The organism is Tenacibaculum sp. DPLXC6, assembly GCF_056815515.1.
On the sequence record NZ_CP141806.1, the window covers coordinates 279,824 to 302,247 of the forward strand.

General features: G+C 32.1%; 15 protein-coding genes. 6 read left to right on the forward strand and 9 right to left on the reverse strand.

Translation table 11 applies throughout. The features are described from left to right. The first annotated feature begins 38 nt into the window (after nt 1-38). The 4 genes from VCM48_RS01215 (at nt 39) to VCM48_RS01230 (ending at nt 9,820) form a co-directional block, all read left to right on the forward strand. Nucleotides 39-4,361, forward strand: a complete 4,323-nt coding sequence (locus VCM48_RS01215; RefSeq protein WP_482271313.1) for a CusA/CzcA family heavy metal efflux RND transporter — start codon at nt 39-41, stop codon at nt 4,359-4,361. Nucleotides 4,362-4,371: 10 nt separating this feature from the next. Next, entirely contained in the window at nt 4,372-5,496 is a 1,125-nt protein-coding gene (locus VCM48_RS01220) for an efflux RND transporter periplasmic adaptor subunit (RefSeq protein ID WP_482271314.1), read from the forward strand. A gap of 102 nt (nt 5,497-5,598) precedes the next feature. Then, nucleotides 5,599-7,938, forward strand: coding sequence for a penicillin-binding protein 1C (gene pbpC / locus VCM48_RS01225; protein WP_482271315.1), 2,340 nt, complete (start codon nt 5,599-5,601; stop codon nt 7,936-7,938). 58 nt (nt 7,939-7,996) lie between these two features. Beyond that, entirely contained in the window at nt 7,997-9,820 is a 1,824-nt protein-coding gene (locus VCM48_RS01230; protein ID WP_482271316.1) for a cation:proton antiporter, read from the forward strand. On the opposite strand, the gene dnaX is transcribed toward VCM48_RS01230, so the two are convergent. Further along, complete coding sequence (gene dnaX, locus VCM48_RS01235; protein WP_482271317.1) at nt 9,809-11,509, reverse strand: DNA polymerase III subunit gamma/tau; 1,701 nt, start codon at nt 11,507-11,509, stop codon at nt 9,809-9,811. The two genes, VCM48_RS01230 and dnaX, sit on opposite strands and share 12 nt — an antisense overlap. A 144-nt stretch (nt 11,510-11,653) precedes the next feature. Here dnaX and msrA point away from each other — a divergent pair, with 144 nt between their 5' ends. Continuing rightward, nucleotides 11,654-12,313 carry a peptide-methionine (S)-S-oxide reductase MsrA gene (msrA, locus tag VCM48_RS01240; RefSeq protein WP_482271318.1) on the forward strand — a complete coding sequence of 220 codons (660 nt, stop codon included), beginning with the start codon at nt 11,654-11,656 and terminating at the stop codon, nt 12,311-12,313. A gap of 69 nt (nt 12,314-12,382) precedes the next feature. On the opposite strand, the gene VCM48_RS01245 is transcribed toward msrA, so the two are convergent. The 5 genes from VCM48_RS01245 to purB form a co-directional block, all read right to left on the reverse strand. Continuing rightward, a complete protein-coding gene (locus tag VCM48_RS01245) occupies nt 12,383-14,644 on the reverse strand; it encodes a TonB-dependent receptor (RefSeq protein WP_482271319.1) in 2,262 nt (753 codons plus the stop codon). Between the two features lie 51 nt (nt 14,645-14,695). Continuing rightward, nucleotides 14,696-15,019: a hypothetical protein gene (locus tag VCM48_RS01250; protein ID WP_482271320.1), complete on the reverse strand. Its 324-nt coding sequence runs from the start codon at nt 15,017-15,019 to the stop codon at nt 14,696-14,698. A 76-nt stretch (nt 15,020-15,095) separates the two neighbouring features. Next, nucleotides 15,096-15,875, reverse strand: coding sequence for a TerC family protein (locus VCM48_RS01255; protein ID WP_440121390.1), 780 nt, complete (start codon nt 15,873-15,875; stop codon nt 15,096-15,098). 3 nt (nt 15,876-15,878) lie between these two features. Beyond that, nucleotides 15,879-16,295 carry a hypothetical protein gene (locus VCM48_RS01260; protein WP_274641399.1) on the reverse strand — a complete coding sequence of 139 codons (417 nt, stop codon included), beginning with the start codon at nt 16,293-16,295 and terminating at the stop codon, nt 15,879-15,881. Continuing rightward, entirely contained in the window at nt 16,295-17,638 is a 1,344-nt protein-coding gene (gene purB / locus VCM48_RS01265) for an adenylosuccinate lyase (RefSeq protein WP_482271321.1), read from the reverse strand. Before purB ends, VCM48_RS01260 begins: the two co-directional genes overlap by 1 nt. A 182-nt stretch (nt 17,639-17,820) precedes the next feature. Between purB and VCM48_RS01270 the strand changes: the two genes are divergently transcribed. Continuing rightward, a complete protein-coding gene (locus VCM48_RS01270; RefSeq protein WP_482271322.1) occupies nt 17,821-18,420 on the forward strand; it encodes a hypothetical protein in 600 nt (199 codons plus the stop codon). 95 nt (nt 18,421-18,515) lie between these two features. Here the strand turns inward: VCM48_RS01270 and VCM48_RS01275 are convergent, their stop codons facing one another. The 3 genes from VCM48_RS01275 to VCM48_RS01285 all read right to left on the reverse strand — a co-directional run bounded on the left by VCM48_RS01275 (nt 18,516) and on the right by VCM48_RS01285 (nt 22,387). Continuing rightward, nucleotides 18,516-19,571, reverse strand: a complete 1,056-nt coding sequence (locus VCM48_RS01275; RefSeq protein ID WP_482271323.1) for a hypothetical protein — start codon at nt 19,569-19,571, stop codon at nt 18,516-18,518. A gap of 162 nt (nt 19,572-19,733) precedes the next feature. After that, the gene (locus VCM48_RS01280) at nt 19,734-21,485 is read right to left on the reverse strand and encodes a hypothetical protein (RefSeq protein WP_482271324.1); all 1,752 of its coding nucleotides are present in this window, start codon (nt 21,483-21,485) and stop codon (nt 19,734-19,736) included. Nucleotides 21,486-21,790: 305 nt separating this feature from the next. Continuing rightward, entirely contained in the window at nt 21,791-22,387 is a 597-nt protein-coding gene (locus VCM48_RS01285; RefSeq protein ID WP_482271325.1) for a Crp/Fnr family transcriptional regulator, read from the reverse strand. Nucleotides 22,388-22,424 lie beyond the last annotated feature (37 nt).

The window sequence follows — 22,424 nt, forward strand, 5'->3', positions numbered from 1 at the left end:
AATCGATATAAAACATGTAATTATTTAAATGATGAATTATGTTATCAAAAATTATACAATTCACTATAAAAAATAAATTTATAGTCCTATTATTTACAAGTTTTATTGTAGGCTTTGGAATTTATTCGTTATCACAACTCCCAATAGGGGCTGTACCAGATGTAACAAATAATCAGGTACAAGTAATCACCACATCACGAAACCTTTCAACACAAGATATAGAACAGTTTATAACTTATCCTGTAGAGCTAGAAATGGCAAATCTACCAGGGGTAAAAGAAATAAGATCTGTTTCAAAATTCGGTTTATCTGTAGTAACCATAGTTTTTGAAGAATCTATGGGAACTTATTTACCAAGGCAGTTAATAGCCGAAAAAATTAAAACCGCTTCAGAAAAGATACCAGAAGGATTTGGTTCACCAGAAATGGGGCCTATCACTACAGGACTAGGAGAAGTATATCAATATATATTAGATGTAAAGCCAGAGTTTAAAGGCCGTTACAGTACAACAGATTTACGAACTATTCAAGATTGGGTAGTAAAGAGGCAATTATCAGGTATTCCAGGAGTTGTTGAGGTTAATACTTGGGGAGGCTATTTAAAACAATATGAAGTAGCTATTAATACTCAAAAACTAAATGCGATGAATATTTCAGCAAAAGAAGTATTTACAGCATTAGAAAATAACAATAGTGTTGCAGGAGGAGGATATATAGAAAAAGTAAATCAATCTTACTTTATAAGAGGAGAAGGATTAGCTAAAACGCTTGAAGACATAAAAGATATTGTTGTAACAAATAAAGAAGGAATGCCTATTTATGTTAAAGATGTTGCAACAGTAGGCTATGGAAGTGCTACACGATTCGGAGCCATAACCGCAAATGGGGAAGGAGAAAAAGTGCTAGGACAAGTAATGATGTTGAAAGACGCTAGTTCAAAAGATGTAATTGAATCGGTAAAAGAAAGAGTAGCAAGCATTGAAAAATCATTACCTGAAGGAGTATTCATTAATGCATTTTTAGAACGAAGTGAACTTATAGGAAAAACCACATTTACAATTACCGAAAACCTAGTACTAGGATGTTTAATTGTAATTTTTGTAGTAGTTCTTTTATTAGGAAACATTCGCTCGGGGTTGGTAGTAGCATCTGTAATTCCTTTATGTCTCTTATTTGCCTTATCGTTAATGTACATTTTTGGGATTGATGCAAACTTGATGAGCTTAGGAGCTATAGATTTCGGAATTATAATAGATGGAGCTGTAATTATTGTTGAATATATTACTTTTAAAATCACCCAGCAAAAAGACACCTTCGTTACATTAAACAAAAAAGATCAACAACAAGTTAAAGACTCCGTAAGTAATGAAGGAGCTTCAAAAATGATGAGTTCAGCAGTATTTGGACAATTAATAATTCTCATTGTTTTTATACCAATTTTATCTTTAAGTGGTGTTGAAGGGAAAATGTTTAAGCCTATGGCTTTGGTATTCAGTTTTGCACTAATAGGGGCTATTTTACTGTGTTTAACCTATGTTCCTGTGATGGCATCTATATTTTTAAAACCTTCAAACATTACAGATAAAAATATTTCAGTAAGGCTTATTAAAAAACTGAACGAATGGTATGCACCATTAATCAATTGGGTATTGCATCGTAAAAAGGTGGTATTAGGAATCGCATCATCTATGTTATTACTCACTGTTATTATTTATACTAGAATGGGAGGAGAGTTTGTTCCTACATTAGATGAAGGAGATTTTGTAATTCAACCCGTTTTAAAAACAGGAACAACGCTAAGTAATACAATTGAGACAACTACAAAAATTGAAAAGATTTTAAAAGATAACTTTCCTGAAGTGAAACAAGTAGTATCTCGTATTGGTGCTGCTGAAGTACCAACAGATCCTATGAGTATGGAAGAAAGTGATGTAATGATTACATTACGACCTAAAGGTGAATGGACTTCTGCTGAAAGTAAAGATGAATTGGCAGATAAGTTTAAAGAAGCGCTAGCGGTAATTCCAGGAATGGAAGTAGAGTTTACACAACCAATTGAAATGCGTTTCAATGAGTTGATTACTGGGGTTAGAGCCGATATTGCAATCAAGATTTTTGGAGAAGACCTATCAGTTTTAGCTCAAAAAGGAAATGAAATAAAAAAGCTAGTAGAAAATGTGGAGGGAGCCTCAGATATTATTGTTGAAAAAATTGAAGGTTTACCTCAAATGAATGTTGCTTACAACAGAGCTAAAATTGCCAGATACGGTCTTAACATAAAAGAAGTTAATGAAATGGTATCTATGGCATTTGCTGGAAAAGCTGCAGGAAATGTTTTTGAAGGTGAAAAACGCTTCGATTTAGTGGTGAGGTTAGATAAAACTAACCGTACAGATATTAGTGATTTAAAAGAGTTGTATATAGATTTACCTAATGGTGGAAAAGTACCGTTAGATGAATTAGCAACCATTACCTATCAAAAAGGGGCTGCAAAAATCTCTAGAGATGATACTAAACGTAGATTAGTAGTAGGAATCAACGTTCGTAACAGAGATTTACAATCTGTAGTAGATGATGTTCAACAATTGATAAACAAAAATGTAAAACTACCAACAGGATATACAATTACATACGGAGGACAGTTTGAGAACTTACAAAGTGCTTCTAAACGCTTAATGATAGCTGTTCCTGTAGCGTTAATATTAATATTCATTATGTTATATTTTGCTTTTAAGTCAGTAAAAGAAGCGTTGATTATTTATTCAGCGATACCGTTTGCAGCTATTGGAGGAGTATTATTATTATGGATGCGTGATTTACCTTTTAGTATATCGGCAGGAGTTGGTTTTATTGCTCTTTTTGGAATTGCAGTACTCAACGGAATTGTATTAATAGAGCACTTTAAAGAATTAAAAAGCAAAGGGTTTTCTACTATTGAAGAATTGGTAAAACAAGGAGCAGCAGATAGGTTAAGAGCAGTATTGCTAACAGCATCGGCAGCAGCATTAGGTTTTTTACCTATGGCGATATCAACGAATGCAGGGGCTGAGGTACAACGTCCTTTAGCAACAGTAGTTATAGGAGGTTTAGTAACTTCTACAATTTTAACATTGGTAGTGTTGCCTGTATTGTATACAATTTTTGATAACCCGAAGAAATTAAAAATTAATAAAAAGGTAGCGAGTTTAGGAGTCATACTTTTTATGGGAGTGTGTACTGTTCAAGGACAAGAACCTTCTCAAAATTTACAAAACTTAATAAACTTAGCTGTTGAAAATAATAAAGGCTTGCAAGCTCAACAATTAAAGGTAGAAAAAGCTAAAGCAGCTATTACTTCAGCTTATACTTTTGATAAAACAGAAGTTTATTATAGTCGAGATGAAAACAATACAGTAGCAGATCATCCTTTAGACATTTTTGGTGTTCAACAAACCTTTGCATTTCCAACTGTTTACGGAGCAAATAAAAGAGTACAAAAGTCCGCTTATAATATAGAACATAATCAATATGAAACAGCCAAAAAGAAATTGATGAAATCGGTTGTAAATGCGTATTATATGTATCAATACACAAAAGCACAAGAGAACATTTATAAGAGTTTAGATAGTTTGTATAATAAGTTTTCATACGCAGCAAAACGACGTTTTGAATTAGGAGAAACTAATTATTTAGAAAAAATAACTGCAAAAGCAAAACAGAAACAAGTAAAAAACGATTATCGAAACACAGTAGTTGCTTCCCGCATAGCTTATCAAAAAATTAAAGCGCTAGTTCAGGTGAAAGATAGTTTGGTAGTAGAAAAAGAAACTATTATTCAACCAATGCAAGTACAAAGCATTAATCTAAATAAAATTATTGAACTTCAGGGTTATTATGAAAGAGAGCAGTTAGCAAAAAGACAATTGTCACAACAAAAACAACAATTGTTACCAGACTTATCTTTAGAAGTCTTTAGAGGAAGTAATAAATATATAGCTAAAGACTTTTATGGATATCAAGTAGGAATTAAAATTCCATTATTATTTAGTGGAGAATCTTCTAAAATAAAGCAATCAAAAATAGCAAAAGAAATTGCTGAAAATGAAACTTTAAATTATCAAAAACAGTTAGAAACCTACTATACAAACCTTAAAAATAAGTTACAAGAACAAACAGTATCATTAGCTTATTATCAAGAAGAAGGGATGCCTTTGGCGAATGAAATCCTGAAAACAGCCAACATGAGTTTTAAACATGGTGAAATAGATTTTTTTCAATACATACAAAGTGTTGAAAATGCATATCAACTAAAGTTAGCTTATGTAAACAGTATAGAATCGTACAACAATATTGTTATAGATATTAACTACTTAACGTATTAAAAAAATAAAGATGAAATATATAATTTATAGTATTCTATTTGTAACTCTAATAGGATGTAAATCAAAAGAAGCAGAAAGTACTACTGAAGATTCAGTAGTAATTACTGATGATAGAGTTTTTATAACGAATGAACAATGGGAAAAAAACAGTATGAAATTAGTTACTGTTGAAGAACAAGATTTTCCAACAACAATTAAGGTAGTAGGAAAAATAGATGTACCGCCTAAAAATAAGGTTGTAGTAACTGCTAAAATGGGCGGATTTATAAAAAACATTCCTTTATTAGTTGGTGATAAAGTTAAAAAAGGACAACGTTTGATAGCGATAGAAAATCAAGAATTTGTAGCTATGCAACAACAGTATTTAGAAACAAAACAAGAAATAACTTTTTTAAAGTCTGAATACGAACGTCAAAAGACTTTGTTTGATGAAAAAATAACATCAGAAAGAAATTATTTAAAGGCAAAGAGAGATTTTGAAGTAGCACAAACTACGTTGGTTAGTTTACAAAAACAGTTACAAATGATTAATATATCTGCAAGTAAATTAAATAGTAGTTCAATAACTTCTGTAACGGGTATTTATGCTCCTATTTCAGGAAATGTTACTAAAATCAAAACAGTTACTGGTTCGTATATATCACCTGCTGATGAAATTTTAGAAATTATAGATAATAAGCATTTGCATTTAGAGCTTTCTGTTTTTGAAAAAGATGCTTTAAAATTAAAAGTTGGTCAAGAAATCAGTTTTAGGGTTCCAGAACTATCATCAGAAAAATACAAAGCAGAAGTTCATTTAATAGGAAAAAGTATTAACGAAAACAGAACGGTAGATGTACATGCACATATTGAGGAAGAGCAAAAAAGAAATTTCTTGTCAGGTATGTTTGTAGAAGCTGTAATAGAAACGAATAGCAATAAAGTTAATTCATTACCAGAGACTTCAGTAGCTGAGATAGAAGGAGAAATGTTTGGATTAATTTTAGATGAAAAATCAAATGAAGGCTATTATTTTAAAAAGAAAAAAGTTGAGGTTGGAAATACGTTTGAGAAGAATGTAGAATTAAAAAACTCAGAACTTAAAAAAGAAACAAAATTTTTAGAAAAAGGAGTCTTTAATTTATTAATAGAATAGGAAAAATGAGCTAAATCATAATTTTTATATTTTTTTTATAATAAAAAAGCGAAGAAATGTATCAAAATATATATTTCTTTGCTTTTTGTTAAAAGAAGGAAGATGATTAAGACTAAGAAAAAGAAAATATTATTAATCTTGACTTTTATAGGAGTCATTTTCTACTATTTCTGTCTACCTAAAAACCTATTCGATAACCCAACATCAACAGTCGTAACAGCAAAAAATAATGAATTGTTAGGAGCTGTTATTGCTAGTGATGGTCAGTGGCGATTTCCTGAGTTAGATTCCGTTCCTAAAAAGTTTGAACATTGTATTTTACAATTTGAAGATGCTTATTTTTGTAAGCACTTTGGTTTTAATCCTGTTTCCATAGGAAAAGCAATGGTAGAAAATATCAAAGCAAAAAGAGTTGTAAGAGGAGGAAGTACGCTAACACAGCAAGTAATTCGATTATCAAGAAAAAATAAAGAGCGTTCGTATTTTGAAAAGTTGCAAGAGTTAGTATTAGCTACTCGATTAGAATTTCGTCATTCCAAAAAAGAAATTTTAAAATTGTATGCTTCGCACGCACCATATGGAGGTAATGTTGTTGGATTGGAAATGGCATCGTGGCGTTATTTTGGTTTAAAACCATATCAATTATCATGGGCAGAAACAGCTACTTTAGCAGTGTTACCAAATGCTCCATCATTGATTTATCCAGGAAAAAATCAACAAAAATTAAAAATCAAAAGAAACAGGTTATTACAAAAATTACATGAGGAAGGAATTATTGATCAAATTACGTATGATTTAGCAATTGAAGAAGAATTACCACAAAAACCATATCCGTTACCCACAGTAGCACCTCATTTTGTACAAGAAGTAACTCAACAGTATAGAGGACAACGAGTAAAAAGCTCTATAGATATTCATCTACAAAAACAAGTAAATAATTTAGTTAAGCAGCATTATTTCCGTCAAAAACAAAATGAAGTATATAATATGGCTGTGTTGGTGTTAGATGTTAAAACAAGAAAGGTAGTATCTTATGTAGGGAATTCTCCAACAGATAAGGCACATCAAAAAGATGTAAACAATATTATTGCTCCAAGAAGTACAGGAAGTACTTTAAAACCATTTTTATATGCACAAATGCTTCAGTCGGGAGACTTATTACCCAGTCAGTTAGTAGCAGATGTACCAACAGAAATAGCAGGGTATTCTCCTAAAAACTTTAACTTAACTTTTGATGGGGCAGTTCCAGCAAATGAAGCATTAACACGTTCGTTAAACATACCTTCAGTACGTATGTTACAGCGATATGGATTGGAAAAATTTAGAGAAGATATAAAAGCATACCATATCAACGATATTAATAAATCAGCAGATTATTATGGGCTTTCATTAATTTTAGGAGGAGCGGAAGCTAGCTTATGGGATTTATGTAAAACCTTTGCAGGATATGCAGGTATTGTAAATCACTATGAAGAATTAAAACATAATTATTATCAAAATGAATTTTTAGAACCAAGTTTTTTGTTTGAAGGAACTCCAGATTTTGGTAAAGTTCAAAAAGACTATACAACTTTAGATGCTGGATCTACATTTTTAACATTAAATACTTTAATAGAGGTAAACAGACCTTATACAGATCAAGCTTGGAAATATTACGATTCTTCTCAAAAAATAGCGTGGAAAACAGGAACAAGTTTTGGAAATAAAGATGCTTGGGCAGTTGGCGTAACCCCAAAATATGTAGTAGGAGTATGGATAGGAAACTCAGATGGAGAAGGACGTCCAGACCTTACAGGAGTTGGTAGTGCAGCTCCATTAATGTTTAATGTTTTTGACGTGTTACCAAAATCTAATTGGTTTTTAGAACCTTATGAAGATTTAATAGAAGCAGCTATTTGTGAGAAAAGTGGTTTTTTAGCGAAGTCAATTTGTCCGTCTGTAACAAAAAGAGTTCAAAAAAGTGCAATGAAGGCTAAATCATGTTCATACCATCAAGAAATAACTGTAGATGTATCTGAAAAATTCAGAGTGAATTCAAACTGTGAATCTATTTCAAATATGGTAACAAAATCATGGTTTGTGTTACCTCCACTAATGGCATACTATTATCAACAGAATAATGCAGATTATAGGTTGCTTCCTGAGTATAGGTCAGATTGTAACCAGTTGGAAAGTAATACAATGGATTTTGTTTTTCCTGCTAAATACACATCAAAAATATCTTTAACAAGAGGAGAAAATAATAAGTTAAACCCTATAATTTTAAAGCTTACACATGCTAATGCAGAAGCAAAAGTATACTGGTATTTAAACAAAGAATTTATAGGGATAACAGAGCAATATCATGAGCAAGCTATTAAGCCAAAAAGTGGAATTCATACAATAACAGCAATAGATAATTATGGTAATGAACTGAAGAGAGTTATTGAAGTAAAAAATTAAATAAATATAAATACGGTTTAATTAAAAGCTGTATTTTTAGTCTTTTTAAAAATAAACTATGTTAGAACTAGCAGGGATAATTATACTTGGAATTTTGGCGCAATGGGTAGCTTGGAGGTTTAAAATACCAGCAATTTTACCTTTAATCTTAATTGGATTACTTGTAGGGCCTATTGCAGCAGAATTTTTTAATGATGATGGAAGTAAATGGATAGAACCCGTTTGGGACGGTGAAAAAGGGCTATTTCCTGGTGATGGTTTGTATTATTTTGTCTCATTATCTATTAGTATTATCCTTTTTGAAGGAGGATTAACCTTACGACGCGGAGAAATAAAAAATATAGGTCCTGTTATTACCAAATTAATAACTTTAGGATCAGCAGTAACCTTTTTTGGAGGAGCTATAATTGCTCATTATGTGTTTGGATTAGGTTGGGAATTGTCATTTTTGTTTTCTGGATTAATAATCGTTACAGGACCTACAGTAATAACACCAATTCTTAGAAATATACCACTTAAAAAAGACGTCTCAGCAGTTTTAAAATGGGAAGGAATTTTAATAGACCCTATAGGAGCATTAGTAGCTGTACTTGTTTTTGAATTTATAAGTGTAGGAGGTGGTGCAGGTTTTACAGGAACTGCATTATTAGAATTCTTAAAAATAATCCTTTTTGGAACCACTTTCGGATTCACTTTCGCGCATGCTTTAATATTTGTAATCAATAAAAAATGGGTGCCACATTACTTATTAAATGTAGTTTCCTTATCTACTGTTTTATTAGTGTTTGTAGAGTCTGAATTATTTGCTCATGAATCAGGATTACTAGCAGTTGTGGTTATGGGAATGGTACTGGGGAATAGTAAACTTAAGAATTTAAAAGAGATATTATACTTTAAAGAATCATTAAGTGTTTTATTAATCTCAATATTATTTATTTTACTATCAGCAAATATTGATTATAAAGAACTAACGCTATTATATGAGTGGAAAACACTGCTTTTATTTGCTTTAATAGTGTTTGTAATACGTCCATTAGCAGTATTTTTAAGTACATCAAAATCAAACTTAAAAACAAACGAAAAACTGTTTATTAGTTGGGTAGGACCAAGAGGTATTGTTGCGGCAGGTATTGCTTCTTTATTTGGAAGTAAACTGCTAAAGCAAGGAATTGATGGTGCTGAGTATATAACCCCTTTGGTATTTATGGTAGTTTTAGGAACTGTTTTACTAAATGCAACCACAGCAAGATTGTTTTCTAAGCTAGTAGGAGTGTTTTTAGAGCGTTCTAATGCAATTATGATTGTTGGAGCTTCAGATTTAGCAAGGATGATTGCGAAGTACTTAAAAGAGAATAAAAGAAGAGTAGTATTAATTGATTCTAATATTGAAAATGTAGAAAAAGCTAAAGAAGAAGGATTAGAATCAATTGAAGTAAATATTTACGATGATGAGTTAACAGATAATATTGAATTAAATGATGTAGGATATTTAATAGCAATGACAGGAAGTGATTCAATTAACAAATTTGTAATCTCAAACTTTTCATCGATTTTTGGTGAGCAAGGGGCTTATCGTTTAGCAACTTCACAAGAAGTTATTACGAAGGATTATGAAGATGAAGATCATTTATTTACAATAGAAGACGACTATATTAATTTAATGGAAGCTGTAAGAGAATTCCCTGAAATTCATGAAACAGTAGTCAATTCTATTGATGATTATAAGAGGAAAATTGAAGAAATTAACCGAGATCAAAAATCAATACCAATTTTTGTTAAGAGTCAAAAGAATGAAATTTTATTAATTTCAGAATTTGAGAAAAACGTTAAGAAAATTGAAGATTGGAAGTTAGTTTATGTAGGGAAGAATTTAAACATCTAACCCGAAAGTATTCTTTAACTTTTCAATTAACGGATTTTTTTCTTTGAGTTTGTCATATTTCTCTTGAGGAGTATAGGCAAACTTTTTTTCTACAGTTTCATTTACAATAACATTAATTTGAATACCATAGTTATTTAACTTTTCACGTAAAAAGCGTAATAGTTTAGGCTTACCTTTTTCAAGTTGAGACTTCATTAAGTCATTAGGTAATGAAAAAATAATAGTAAAATCCTCTTGTAACTTAGGTTCATCAGAAGCTAAAATGGCAGCTATACTTCGTTCTCCAAAATTTTGTAGTTGGAAATAGTATTTTTTCCAAGCATCTTTTAACTCATCTTGAGTGAAAGGAGTTCTTGGATGATTGTCGTAGTTTTCTTCTACATCTATAGTACTTTTAACTTCTTTCTTTTGATGTAAACTTTTTAAAGATAATGCAGAAGTACGACGCTTAATATTCTTTAAAACAGGTTTAGCAGGAGCCTCTTTTGTAACTGTAGTTGTTACTGGAGCTGTTTCAGTTTTTTTAGGACTTTTAGCAACAGCAGGTTTCACCCCAGTCTTTTTAACTGAAGGAGATAAAGAGGTAAAAAAAGTAGCAGGAATTATGTAGTTGCTAGATTTTTTTTTTGCTCCATCAAAAGTGATAGAGGCAATTTGCATTAAAGTAAGTTCTACCAATAATCGTTGGTTTTTACTTCCTCGATATTTCAAGTCGCAATCATTAGCCTTATCTATAGCTGGGAGTAAAAACTGCATACTAGCTTTAGAAGCCTGTTCTAAGTATTTTTTCTTAGTGTTATCACCAACCTCTAACAAAGCAATAGTAGCTTGATCTTTTGCAACTAACAAATCTCTAAAGTGAGAAGCTAAACCGTTTATAAAATGATGTCCCTCAAAACCTTTTCCTAATACATCATTAAAAGCCATTAAAACTTCTGGAATTTTATTTCCAAGTAATAAATCGGTAATGTTAAAATACACATCGTAGTCTAACACATTTAAGTTTTGGGTAACAGCTTCGCGAGTTAGGTTGTTTCCAGAGAAACTTACAACCCTATCAAAAATAGAAAGGGCGTCACGCATTGCACCGTCAGCTTTTTGAGCAATTACATGAAGTGCATCATCTTCAGCAGTAATATTCTCTTTAGCACAAATTGTTTTTAAATACTCTTTAGCATCTAAAACACCAATACGTTTAAAATCAAAAATTTGACAACGAGATAATATCGTTGGTATAATTTTATGTTTTTCTGTAGTCGCTAAAATAAAAATAGCGTGTGCTGGTGGTTCTTCTAACGTCTTTAAAAAAGCGTTGAAAGCAGCTTGAGAAAGCATGTGAACCTCATCAATGATATACACTTTGTATTTTCCTGTTTGAGGAGGTATACGAACTTGATCAGTTAAGTTACGAATATCATCAACAGAGTTGTTAGAAGCCGCATCTAATTCAAAAATATTAAAAGCAAAATCTTCATCGTCTGTAGTTGCATCTTCTTGGTTAATACGTTTAGCCAAGATACGAGCACAAGATGTTTTACCAACTCCACGAGGTCCTGTAAACAATAAAGCCTGAGCTAAATGGTTGTTTTGAATAGCATTTTCTAACGTATTAGTAATGGCTTGTTGCCCTACCACATCCTCAAAATTTTGAGGACGATATTTACGTGCCGATACTATAAAATGTTCCATTAAAATCTACTGTTTACTTGAACAAAAATAGAAAACACAGTGGCAACACGCAAACAAAATTCTTAAGGAAATATTAAAGTTGTAAACAATTGTAAAAAATGTATTCTTTGTACGACCAACTAACATATAAATAATACTAATTATATGAAGATATTCAAAGGAGTAGCAGTGTTTACGGCTATTGTTTTAGGGGTAACATTATTAAGTTTCTCACAAAAAAAGGAAGAAAAACTAAAAGAGGTATCAATACAAATAACCTCAGAAACAAAAGTAGCTTACTTTGCAAGTGGTTGTTTTTGGTGTGTAGAAGCAATTTTTGAAAGTGTGAATGGAGTAGAGGAAGCAGTATCAGGATATGCAGGAGGGCACACTAAAAATCCAACCTATAAAACAATTGGAACAGGTCGTACAGGACATGCAGAATCGGTAGCAGTATATTACAACCCGAAAAAAGTTAGTTTTCAAACATTAGTTACTGTATTTTTTGGTTCGCATAATCCAACTACTAAAAACGGGCAACATCCAGATTATGGTTCACAATATAGGTCAATAGCGTTTTATAAAACACAAGAAGAAAAGCAGATAATAGAAAGTACTATTAAAAGATTAAATGAAGATGTTTATCAAGGGAAAATAGTTACGGAGGTTAAAAAGATGGAGAGGTTTTATCCTGCGGAAGAGTATCATCAAAACTATGAACGTTTGCACCCAGAGAATCCATATGTGCAAAAAGTATCAATTCCTCGATTAAATCGGTTTAAACGCAAGTTTCCGGAATTGCTTAAAAAAAGAAAAGACGGGTAACTTTATTAAGTTAAAGTTTGTTTATATAAAAAGCTCCCCAGCAACAGCGTTACTGGGGAGTTATTTATTTTATAAAGTAAAGTTTATTCCTAAAACAATATTTCTACCAGGGTTAAAAATATTATCAGGCTTTAATCTAGATAAGTGATTTATGTACTTCTTATCAAGAAGATTATTTATGGTTAAAGATGTAGTAAAAGTGTATTTACTAATAATAATATCACCTCCAATACCCAAGTTTACTAAGTTATATGCAGGTGTTGCTGTTTCAAACTCACTCACATTATCTTGCTTAAAAAATGAATGTAAACTTACAGAAGCATATCCGTTTGGTAACCATTTTTCATTAGAAAACTCAGTTCTTAGTGTGTTTTTTAAGGTATTTGCTGGAATTAGTGGTAAATAGTTTCCATTATCTTGTTTACCAATTACCGTTTCAAAACTACTTTCTAAATGTAGCCAATCAAGAGGGTGAGGGTGTAAGTGGAAACCAAACTCACCTCCATACAATTTTGCATCTTCTTGAGAGTAAGAATACACAGGAGCATCATCTTCAATTTCACCAGTAGGAGATAAGTAGATGTAATCGTTTAATTTATTATAAAAACCATTGGCAAATAACTCAAAGTGTTCAGTGTTATAATCTAAAGAAAGATCAAATTGTAAATTCTTCTCGTTAACTAGGTTGTTGTTACCAATTTCAAAACGATTTGTACCGTGATGTACTCCGTTAGAAGTTAATTCAGCAAGGTTTGGAGCTCTAAATCCGCTAGCAATATTTAAACGAGTTGTAAGAGCATTAAAAAGCTTGGTTTTTGCACCAAAAGAAGCAGTAAAACTATTAAAAGATTTATCTATAGCTTCAAAAATATGTATTTCATCTTCATGAGCTACTTCATGTCTTTCGGTAGTTATAGCTCTATTGTCATATCGAATACCAGCTTGTAAAGAAGTATTATCATTTACTTCAAAGTTGGCTGTAGTAAATACACCAAAATCGTTTACAGTAGCATTAGGAATTAACAATTCTTCACCAAAGTTAGTATTGGTTTGGTGTAAACCTTGTGCACCCACTAAAACTTCAAATTTACCAAACTTAGGAAGGTGATATTTAGTGTTATAACTAAACGTTTTTAACTTCATATCTAAAGCAGCTTCACCTTCTTCATGCTCTTCGTGCTCTTCTTCAGTTTCTTCTTCTTCATGCTCCTCATGTTCTTCAAACTCTTTACGGTTATTAATAGTATACCCTAAATCGATGTCTAATTTTGAGTTTTTAAAGAAAATATGATTGTGTAAGCTTATAATATGATTGTCAATATCTTGATAAGGAGTTTCAAAATGCGTTTCTTTCGTTTGTTCTCCAATTCCTTCTGTTAGTCCTAACTTAGAATTGTTGAAGTTATAGCGTAACTCAGAAGAAAAGTTTTTCTCATGAAATCCTACACCTAATTTTAAATCTTTTTCCTTAAAACGTGTATTGGTTACTCTATAATCAGGTGTTTTGTAATCTGCGTGTTGCGCATAAGTTCCTCTAGCTAAGAATTGCCAGTTTTTTAAAGAAGATGTTAAGCCAACCGAAGTATTTGTACCTAAAGTATTACTAAAGTAACGCTGATTCACATTAAGTTTAGTAGTATTCTCTGGAGCAAATTTTTCTGGTTGAATATATAAAACACCACCTAAAGCATCAGAACCGTATAAAAGAGAAGCAGGACCTTTAATAACTTCTACACCAGCAACACCAGCATCGTTAATACCCAAACCGTGTTCTCCACCAAACTGTTGGTTTTCTAATCGAATACCTTGTGTGTATACTAAAACTCTATTTCCGCTTAAACCTCTAATAACAGGTTTACCAATAGACGTTCCTGTAGAAACTTGAGATACCCCTGCAATGTTTGTAATTCCTTCAGCCAATGTTGTAGCTCCTGTTTTTTGAAGAGCTCTAGCAGAAAGACGTTCAACTTTCATTACATTTTCTGATTGTAACTTATTAAAAGGAGTTGAAATAATAACTTCATCTATTTTAAAAATAGACTCTTCTAAGTGCAGATCAAAAGAGATGTTTTCATTATTAAAATCAAATTCTTTTGAAACAGTTTTAAACCCTAAAAAAGTAAAGTTAAAGGTAACTTTTCCGTTAGGGATGTTTTGTATGTTGTAGGTACCATTTTCGTTGGTTACCGTTCCTTTATGTAATTGTTCTGAGTATACTTCTACTCCTAAAAGTGGTTGATTATCAGTGTCTGTAATTTTTCCTGATAAACTGTTTTGTGCATATATAGCAGATACTCCTATAAATAATAGGAAGTTTATTAATTTCTTCATTAAAATGAATTTTACTGTTAACGATGTGTTTTGTTAGTTTTTATAACAATGTTATGATACAGTAAAATATGGTGGTGCTCTTGAAGATTTTTTATCAGTATATACATAAGAGATTAACTGAGGTTGCGCCTCGTAATCTAATTTGTAAAAGTGTTGTGGTACAACTGAAAAGTTCTCAGCTGTTTGATACGTAAATGTGTTTAAATGATAATGTGCTAAAGAACAATCTAGTTCTTCCGCATGAAAGTGATGCTCGCTAGTAGATGTACAAACAGTATGCTCATGATTTTCAAATAAGTGTATCGTTAAAACTACTGTAGGTAATAGTAGAATTAAGATACTTAATAGCGCAATATGTTTTTTGAGCTTAATCACGGTAGACAAAAGTAAAAAAATAAAACCTAATAGAAATTTACTATTAGGTTTTATTTTTTTATAGTTTTAATATCTCTTAATGCTTTTTTGAGTTGCCTCGCATTTTCATGTTTAACATTTCTACTACTAAAGAAAAAGTAATAGCAAAGTATAAATAGGCTTTAGGTATACTACCTATTTCTTCTCCAAAAAGAGTAGCGTGAGATAAGTGAGCACCTTCAGCAATCAGCATAAACCCAATTAAGATTAAGAAAGACAAGCCTAACATTTGAATCGTTGGGTGCTTACTAACAAACTTCCCTACAGGGTTTGCAAATAACATCATAATAACCATAGACAAGACTACTGAAGTAATCATAATTATCATAGCTCCTTCAATACCATTGGTCATTCCTACGGCCGTTAAAATAGAATCAAAAGAGAAAACGATGTTAATTAACGTAATTTGTATAATAGCTTGTGTTAATGTATAGCCTTTTTTAGGTTTACCATCAGTTTCGTCTTCAAGATGTCCTTCTACTTTATGGTGAATTTCTTTAGTACTCTTATATAAAAGGAATATACCACCAGCAAATAAAATTAATGCTTGACCGGTAACTCCTGCATTAAACCAAGATAAATCGATATTAAAAAAAGGAGAATTCATAGCAATAAGCAATGAAATACCAAAAAGTAAAGCAATACGAAGTATCATAGCTAAGAATAGCCCAATATTAGTCGCTTTTTTTTGTTGATTTTCAGGTAGCTTATTTGCAGCTATTGAAATAAAAATAATGTTGTCAATACCTAATACAATTTCTAAAAACGTTAAGGTTACAAGTGCACCCCACGTATCAGGTTGTAAGAAAATTTCCATAGTTTATTTTACTTTATATACAGTTCCTTTTTGCTTAAAGTTAGAATAGCCAATTTTTGCGGTAAAACTATAAGAACTGTCAGTTACTTTAGTTATTTGAACAAATATAGGATCTTTATCTAAATCAGTTTTCGGACTTTTCATTTGCAAAGTGTATGCAAAATTATTTTTCCATTTGATGTAGAGTGTATCTATATGTTTTATTTCTTTTTCAGTAACTAAACTGTCAGTTGAAATACTTACTTTTTTAGTGTATTCTTCTATTTGTAAGCTGTCTTTTCTTACAATAGTTGTTTTTCCGTAGTTATCACCAGCAGGAATTTCAAACGTTCCGTGAACAAAACGTGTAGGATCTCCTTTTTTTTCTGGAGCACACGAAATAGCTAAAAATAAAACTAAAAAAGTAAGTAAATATCTCATTATATACCTGTGTAATTAGATGGTGTAATTTGTTTTAATTCATTCTTAATCGCATCAGAAACTTCTAAAGTATCAATAAAATTAGCGATAGAATCTTTGTTGATTTTTTCGTTGGTACGCGTTAATCCTTTTAATGCTTCGTATGGATTAGGATATGCTTCACGACGTAAAATAGTTTGAATAGCCTCAGCAACTACTGCCCAGTTATTTTCTAAATCTTCAGCAAATTTAGCTTCGTTTAATAATAACTTGTTCAATCCTTTTAAGGTAGAAGCAAAACCAATTAACGTATGTCCAAAAGGAACTCCAACGTTACGTAATACAGTACTATCAGTTAAATCACGTTGTAATCTTGAAACTGGTAACTTAGCAGATAAATGCTCAAAAATAGCATTGGCAATACCTAAGTTTCCTTCAGAGTTTTCAAAATCAATAGGATTTACTTTATGTGGCATTGCAGATGAACCTACTTCACCTTTCTTAATTTTTTGTTTGAAGTAGTCGTTAGAAACGTACGTCCAAACATCGCGATCTAAATCAATTAAAATTGTATTTACACGTTTTAATCCGTCGTATAAAGCAGCCATGTGATCGTAGTGCTCAATTTGCGTAGTAGGGAAGGAGTGGTGTAAACCTAACACTTCTTCAACGAAATGAGTACCGAAGTTTTTCCAGTCGATATCCGGATACGCTACTTTGTGTGCATTGTAATTACCTGTAGCTCCACCAAACTTCGCAGCATGTGGTGTATGTTGTATGTGAATAACCTGATTGTTAATACGCTCTACAAATACAAAAAACTCTTTTCCTAAACGAGTAGGAGAGGCTGGTTGTCCGTGAGTCCTTGCTAACATTGGTACGTTTTCCCATTCTTCAGATAAATCAGCTAATTTGCAAACTAAAGTATCTAAAGTAGGGTAGTATACTTCTTCCATAGCATCTTTTATAGATAATGGAATAGCAGTGTTGTTAATATCTTGAGATGTTAATCCGAAGTGGATAAATTCTTTATATTTCTGTAAGCTTAAAGCGTCAAACTTTTCTTTAATAAAGTACTCAACAGCTTTTACATCGTGATTGGTAACGTTTTCAATTTCTTTGATTTTTAGCGCATCTTCAGCAGAAAAATCTTCGTAAATTTTACGTAAATCAGCGTATAACTCTTTGTTGAAATCGGCTAACTGAGGTAATGGAATTTCACATAAAGCAATGAAATATTCAATTTCTACCTTTACACGATATTTTATTAAAGCTTCTTCTGAAAAATAGTTCGCTAAGCTTGCTACTTTGTTACGGTATCTACCATCAATAGGAGAGATGGCGTTTAATTCTGTTAAGTTCATGTTTTGTTGTTGTGTTGAAAGGCACAAAAATAGAAAATACTTCCCTTTTTTTAGAGATAAACTACAGGAATTTTAGTACTAAATAAAAGCAATCTTATTTAGGGACAAAGAAGTATGTCGTAGTATTAGCGACCCATGCCGTAATATCAGCGACCCGTGCCGTGGTGTTAACGGAGTGTGCCTTGATATCAGCGACCCATGCCGTGGTGTCAACGGAGCATGCCGTAGTATCAGCGACCCGTGCCGTGGTGTCAACGAAGGGTGCCGTAGTATCAGCGACCCATGCTGTGATGTTAACGGAGCGTGCCGTAGTATCAGCGACCCGTGCCGTGATGTTAACGGAGCGTGCCGTAGTATCAGCAACCCGTGCCGTGACATCAGCGACCCATGCCGTGGTGTTAACGGAGCATGCCGTGATATCAGCGACCCATGCCGTGGTGTTAACGGAGCATGCCGTAGTATCAGCGACCCATGCCGTGGTGTTAACGGAGCATGCCGTAATATCAGCGACCCATGCCGTGGTATCAACGGAGCATGCCGTGGTGTTAACGGAGCGTGCCGTAGTATCAGCGACCCATGCCGTGGAGTTAAAGGAGCATGCCTTAGTATCAGCGACCCATGCCGTGGTGTTAACGGAGCATGCCGTAGTATCAGCGACCCGTGCCGTGATGTTAACGGAGCGTGCCGTAGTATCAGCGACCCGTGCCACAATATTAGCGAGTTTTCTTCTCAGATATGTAAATACAATAAAGTGTGTAGAGATTTTTGTAAACGAATTGTAACTAGCGGTCTCGTGTATGAGTTGTTGCGTGGGTTTGTGTTTAACTTCGTAAGTAGACAAGAACAAGCAATTAATTTTATACGGTGTTCGCAATAGTTATTTTTTCGGTTTTACAATTATTAAATCCTCAGAATTAATTCCTTCTTTAATAAATAATTCAGGTGTTTCTTCCTCGCTGATATCTTCTAGCATAAGAAGTGCTTTAGCTTGTTCGAAAGATTTTTTGACAGATAAACCAAAACTGATGGAAGAATAAAATTGAGATGAAAATATTCTTGCAGCTTCGTCTCCGATTGAAGTATTCATTCCAATTGTTGCTTCAACATATTCAGATACCGCTTCGGCTTGATTTTTAGAATAACAAGTATTGAAAAAGACTAATCTAATTCCGTCTGATGAAGCCATAATTGTTTGTACAATTGCCTCTTTGCTAACTATTTTAGTTCTACCATCATTAGTTTGAAAAATGATTTCATCATTATCAGATCCGTGTCCGCTAAAGTGAATTATTGATGGTTTGTACTCATTAATAGCTTGTAATAAGTCTATTGGTTGAACTGCCCAACAGGTTTCAAATTTAACAGAATCTCGATGCTTAGATTTCCGTATCATTTCAGATATAGCTCTAGCTTCTTCGTCTAACCTTAATTGTTGTAGGTCAATTGGATTTGATGCAAGAAATAGGACAACAATTTTTTCAGGAATATTTTTTAATTCTTCAATTTGATATTGTGTTTCGGTATGTAAATTATTATGATGTTGAAGTGTTGAACCAATATTCCTAAGGTTTTGTTCTTGTTCTCTTCTTAATTTATCTGCTTCAGCTTTTCTTTTTTTATCAATAGAAGCCAATTCCTTGTCAACTTTAGTTTGAGCGTCTTGAATTTCTTTATTCTTTTTTCCAATCTTAGTTTCTATATCCGCTATTTTCTTGTAAGAATTAGCAAGGTCTTTTTCATATCTAGTTATCTCTCTTAGTTTAGATTGAATTGTACTAGTTGATTTACTCCGATTAACAGCTTCACTCGCTCTATTAATTTTAGTTGTCGTATTGGATATTTTTTTTTGCTCTTTGGCTTTATCTGTCAAAAGCTTAGTCAAATCGCTTTGTTTTCTGGATAGATTATTTCTGAGTGAATCAATTAAAGCCATTTTTTTAGTTTCGATTTAATTTTGCCTAACGGTCTCGGCTATGAGTAGTTGCGTGGGTTAGCACTTAACTTTGCAAGTACACACCAAGTTGGAAATTCCTGCGGAATTTCCAAAGTAGGCGAGAACAAGCAATTACTTATAGCCATTGTTGTAGGCAGTTTTTTATTTCGGGATGAATACACTTTCAATCATCCGTTTAATGTTAATATTATCCAGTTTTATTGATAAGGGAACTCTGATGTCCTGTCCTTGTTTTAAATGTAATGAAGTATTATAGATTATACCCAACAAATAATAAACTTCCGGAATTTTTCGTCCTCTCGAAACACAAAAATTTAGCTTATTTCTTGTTCCGTTAATCTGTAAGAACTCATTTTGATTATTCGCTTCTTTGAGCTTTTCGTAAGCTAATTTTTCAATTTGAATTCGCAATGCTATGCAAACTGCAAGTGGGTCATATGGTGTGCTTTCAAATAAGTATCGCCTTAATTCTCTTGAAACCTTGTTTTGAAAAGCTACACAATTTCCCCAATCTTTATTCAGTTTGTGATTGTCAAATTGAGTAGATAAATCAGAAGACTTATCTGTGTGGTAGTGAAAATAATGTTTGTCAAGTTCCGATTGTATATCAGGTTCCTCTCTTTTGTATATTATTTTCAATATTTCCTTGCTGGTTTTAGTGTTTACTTTTTGTAAATAACAAACCTGCATCTTTTTGTCATTGAAACAGAAATGATTAAAAAATTTTGGGTCAAGGTGTGTCATTATAATTGGAAACAAATTCTTCTCCGATGACATTTCCTCTATGAATTGAGAAATATAGTATTGAAACGAAATAAGATTGGCATCATCCAAATAATCAAATATTTCATCGATTACTAAAATGCAATTTTCTTTCTTAAATGTTTTTCTTGCTTTAACAAGTAGGGTTATAAATGTTAGGATATCTCTTTGTCCATTTGATATATTATATGCTTTTGGCCATTCAATTACCATTTTTCTATTTTCGATAGATGGTCTTATTCTAAATCTTGTAGAATTTATTGATGCGATTACTTCTTCATATTCTTTTTTGTCGTTTAAATATTCGAGGTATTTGACAGCTTTTTTGAAGTCATTACCTAGTCTTTGGTAAACGCTTATTATCTGTAAAGTGGAAGTTAGCTGGTCAACTTTGTCTGAGATACATTGTAAATCATAACTATCTAAAATATCGCAAGTCTCAGTAATTTCAGTCAGTTCAATGTTATCAAGTATGTTGTTGGTTATGTAATCCTTTATACTTTTGGTTGTACCTTCTTGAGATAATATTTCTTGTTTAAGTTCATCAAGTAATTTAGATTTTCTAACCTGACTTAGTTTTGAGAAATCGACTTTAGATGCTATGTCTTCCAGGACAGAATGATTAGAAAAAATCTCTGTGATATTTTTAGGTAGTTTTTGAATTGGTGCGAATTTGTCTTTTTCTGCTCTTGGGTCGTATTCAAAAAGTTTTTCTTGAGGAATAGTATTTATTAAAACAGTCTTTTTAATTTCTAATGACGGTTTTGCTATTCTGTTCCCATTGATATTAGCTAGTTTGGCTTTAGCAACTAAATTGCTATTGATTACAAAAACATCAAATTGTTGATTAATTTCGTTTTTAGTTTTATCAGCAACCAACTCTACCTTGTTTCCTTGGTCATTACAGGCTATTTTAATTTTAGGAAGATTATCTTCTTTATTCCGATGAAGATGGTTTTTATGAAGGTCAATTTTTGAAGGTGTTAGAGAATCAAATGCGATTCCAAATGAAGATTTTCCAAATCCATTTGGTGCGACAAAAAAAATTGGTTTGTTTGGTGCTAGAATGTATTCGTATTCGTGATTGTCAATCCCTTTTACATTCTCGATAGCTATTTTTTCAATTCTCAAATTTTATAGGTTTTGGTTGGTCAAAATTGCCTACAACTCGTTATATATCAAACTTTAGTTCTTTTATCCCGGCAAAAGCGTGGGATATCGTAAAGTTTAGCAATTTTTATACGTTTTCAAATATAATAAAACTGATACTTTATCTAAAGGTAAAGTTATTAACGAGTTATCGTTATTTGTTAATTAGTTATACTATTATAGCGAACTTACTACAAGAGATATACAAATTCTTACGGAATTCCATAAGTCTATTAATTTTTATGGTTTGTAACACATTTTATTAAATGGTCACTTTAAAGAAAGCTTTAACGATATACCTTTCGTTTGCTAATTTTTACGTCTCCCTTTTTTTCTAAGGATTTTATGACCCGAATAACCGTTTCCACTCGTAAACCTAAAATATCGGCTATTTGCTGACGTGTATAGGCTACTTTAAACGAGTACTTTCCTTCAATTTTATATACATCGTCTTTTAAATAATCAATAAAGCGGAGTACTCTGTGGGCAGGTTCTTGGCTAGATATTTCAGAAGCAATAATGGCTTTGTAATACAAACGTTTTGCTAAACTTTGGGTAATTTTTAAGTGAATTTCAGGATTGTCTTGCAGTAATTTAAACAGGTTGTTTTTAGACAAAGCTAAAATCGTACTATCAGAAATAGCCACTGCATTGGCAGGATATTTTACATCGATAAACAAAGGAGGTTCACCAAAACTTTGGTTTTTATAAAATACTCCTTGAATAAACTCTTTACCATCATCATTAAAATTATTCATTTTAACCACTCCGCTTACTATTTGGTAGTAGTAGTGTGCAGTTTGCTTTTCAGAAAAAATAATTTCGTCTTTTTGATAACGTTTCGTTTCAGCGGTATATTTTAATAAGAGTTCTTCTGGAATCATTATGATTTAAGTCATAAATTGCAATTGCATAAAGATA